This window comes from Leptospira barantonii, from assembly GCF_002811925.1.
In the GTDB taxonomy this organism is placed as follows: domain Bacteria; phylum Spirochaetota; class Leptospiria; order Leptospirales; family Leptospiraceae; genus Leptospira; species Leptospira barantonii.
The window spans coordinates 505,001-507,500 of sequence record NZ_NPDS01000001.1 but is presented as its reverse complement, the minus strand read 5'-3'; the positions used below and the strand labels follow the sequence as shown (position 1 = coordinate 507,500).

Annotated in this window: 2 protein-coding genes (1 of these 2 only partly in view); both read right to left on the bottom strand. The window is 45.4% G+C overall.

Annotation, left to right across the window (positions count from 1 at the left end):
• Nucleotides 1-500, bottom strand: the 5' end (the start) of a protein-coding gene (gene tuf, locus CH367_RS02410) for an elongation factor Tu (RefSeq protein ID WP_100760903.1). 706 nt of this gene lie to the left of the window's left edge; only the first 500 of its 1,206 coding nucleotides appear in the window; the start codon lies at nucleotides 498-500; the stop codon falls past the left edge of the window.
• Nucleotides 501-535: 35 nt separating this feature from the next.
• A complete protein-coding gene (locus tag CH367_RS02405) occupies nucleotides 536-2,416 on the bottom strand; it encodes an elongation factor G-like protein (RefSeq protein WP_100760902.1) in 1,881 nt (626 codons plus the stop codon).
• Between the last annotated feature and the right edge of the window lie 84 nt (nucleotides 2,417-2,500).

The window sequence follows — 2,500 nt, the reverse complement described above, 5'->3', positions numbered from 1 at the left end:
TTGTATTTGTTGAGAAGGTCGCGAACGTCCATTTCAACCATTTCAATCATTTCCGATCTTTCATCCGGAGCAAGCATGTCCGCTTTGTTGATGAATACGATCACGTAAGGAACGCCAACCTGACGAGCAAGAAGAATGTGTTCTTTAGTTTGTGGCATTGGTCCGTCAGTTGCAGATACAACGAGGATCGCAGCGTCCATCTGAGCCGCGCCGGTGATCATGTTTTTAACATAGTCAGCGTGACCTGGACAGTCTACGTGTGCGTAGTGACGGTTAGCAGTTTCATATTCCTGGTGAGAAGTAGCAATGGTAATCCCACGAGCTTTTTCTTCCGGAGCGTTATCAATTTGGTCATAAGCAACAGCTTTGTTCTTACCACCGATCGCTTTTGCAAGTGAAGTAGTAATAGCTGCCGTCAGGGTTGTTTTACCATGATCCACGTGACCAATTGTACCAACGTTTAAGTGAGGTTTCGACCTATCAAATTTTTCTTTAGCCATAGCGACCTTTTAATCTCCTTACTTTTTAACGAACCCTAACGGGAATCGAGTAATGTAATTACGTAATAGTGTTCAGAATCGAAAAGGGAGTCCAGAGACAGAACACCCCTTCCCTGTGTCATATTTCTAAGAACGCTCGCAAAGCCAAGCAAGTTTTCCGTAGAAGCCTTTGCGTGCACGAGCGACTTACCATCACCGACCGACACTACGCTCTGAATCTTTGCGTTTCTCTTTGAAAGAACACCAAGCACATCACCCATCGATGTATCTGGTATCAAAATCTCTAATAGAGAAACCGGACCTATCAGTTCCGTATGATTCCGAATTATGTCTTTTAAGCCTTTGATGACGGCTACTTTTACAAGTGAAGAAGTTTCGTTCGATAAATCCGGAGGATCGTATCGATGAACGATTAAATCCAAGCCGAGAATTTCTTCTCCCTTGAATCCCTTTGCCACAACTTCATAAAAAGCTGATGTAATGGCTTCTTCTAGTGTTTCAGTAATCTTAGTTTCAAAGCGCACATCCCTGGAGAAGCTGTTAGAGCTAACCAGAGAGGCCTGCACCAGTCCGCTTGAGATTTTTTGATCAAACGCGGTATGCTGAAATTCACCCTGTATGACCATTTTTTTCCAAAGCTCAAACCTTGCAACTTTTATCCCGCTCACGTTGACTTTATAAGAATAGAATTCCTTCAAACGAGAAAGAGATACTTCCAAGTGAAGTTCTCCAAGACCTGAAAGTTGAATCTGTCCCGTTTCCGGAAGAATCTTAATTTCCAAACCCTCATCCAACCAGATCAGTTGTTGAAGAGCGCTCCAAAGTGCGTCTCTATGCTCGGCCGCCTCGGGTTCGAGAAGAATTTGAAACTGTTTTCGGATGGGTTGTAGTTCCGACCTGTATTCTTTTTGCGGGGAAGAATAAAGAACATCCCCCGGCTGGATCAAATGCAACTCGGGAACAACGATGATTTCTCGGGCAAGAGCGGACTTCGTCTCTTCTATGTCTCTTGTCGAAATGTAGTGCAGAGAATCCATCGTTCCCTGAGAAGAAATCGACCAAAATTCCTGATTTTGTGGGAACTCCTTCGAAGCGACGATATAGACGATTCTTCCCAAATCGGGGTGAAGTTCCCGTTTGAATGCGATTCCCAATTCTTCCTTAGGTCGGAACTCCGGCCGTAAACTCTTCGATAAAAGCTCCAAGGATCCGAGGAGTTCCCGCACTCCGGTTCCGTGTAAGGCCGCACCACCGAGAACGGGAAAGAATTCTCCCTTCCAGAATCCTCTCGCAAAGCCGTCCCGGGCCAAAGTTGCGAGGTTGTCCGGATTTTGCAGATACTCTGCGGAAAGATTGTCGTCCCATTCGATCAAAGGAAGTAGCGATGGGTCGGAACTCCGATCGGACAAAAGCGAAAAATCTCCGTCTTCTTTCCAGAGAAGAACCGGCTCTTTTTCTAAGATCGCTTCGAGATCCACGAGCGAATCGGTGATATCGATTCCCTTTCGATCGAGTTTGTTTAAAAAGAATAGAATGGGAATCTTTCGTTTTCGAAGCCATTCTACGTTTTGAAGGGTTTGGGATTTCAGACCTTCAAACGCGTCGATGAGAACGATTCCGAGATCGGCGACTACGAGAGAAGCGCTCGTCTGACTTTGAAAGTCAAGATGTCCGGGATTGTCTAAGAATTGAAAGAGAACCTTCGGTTCTTTTGAGTTCGGCCAAAAAACTCTCGCGAGCGTAGATTGAATGGAGATCCCGCGTTCGATCTCTTCCTGTAAATAATCGGATTCTGTGGTGCCCTCTTCGATCGTACCGGGTCTACGGATTTTGCCGGTCTCGAAAAGAATTCTTTCCAAGAGAGTGGTTTTGCCGGCGTCGATATGCGCAAAAATTCCTATGTTTAAAATCTGCATGACGGTGTTCTTTGTGCGTGGATCCGCGTTTTAAAAATCCGATCCTTCTTCGCTTGTCAAATTCGGAAGATCCATTGGTTTCCG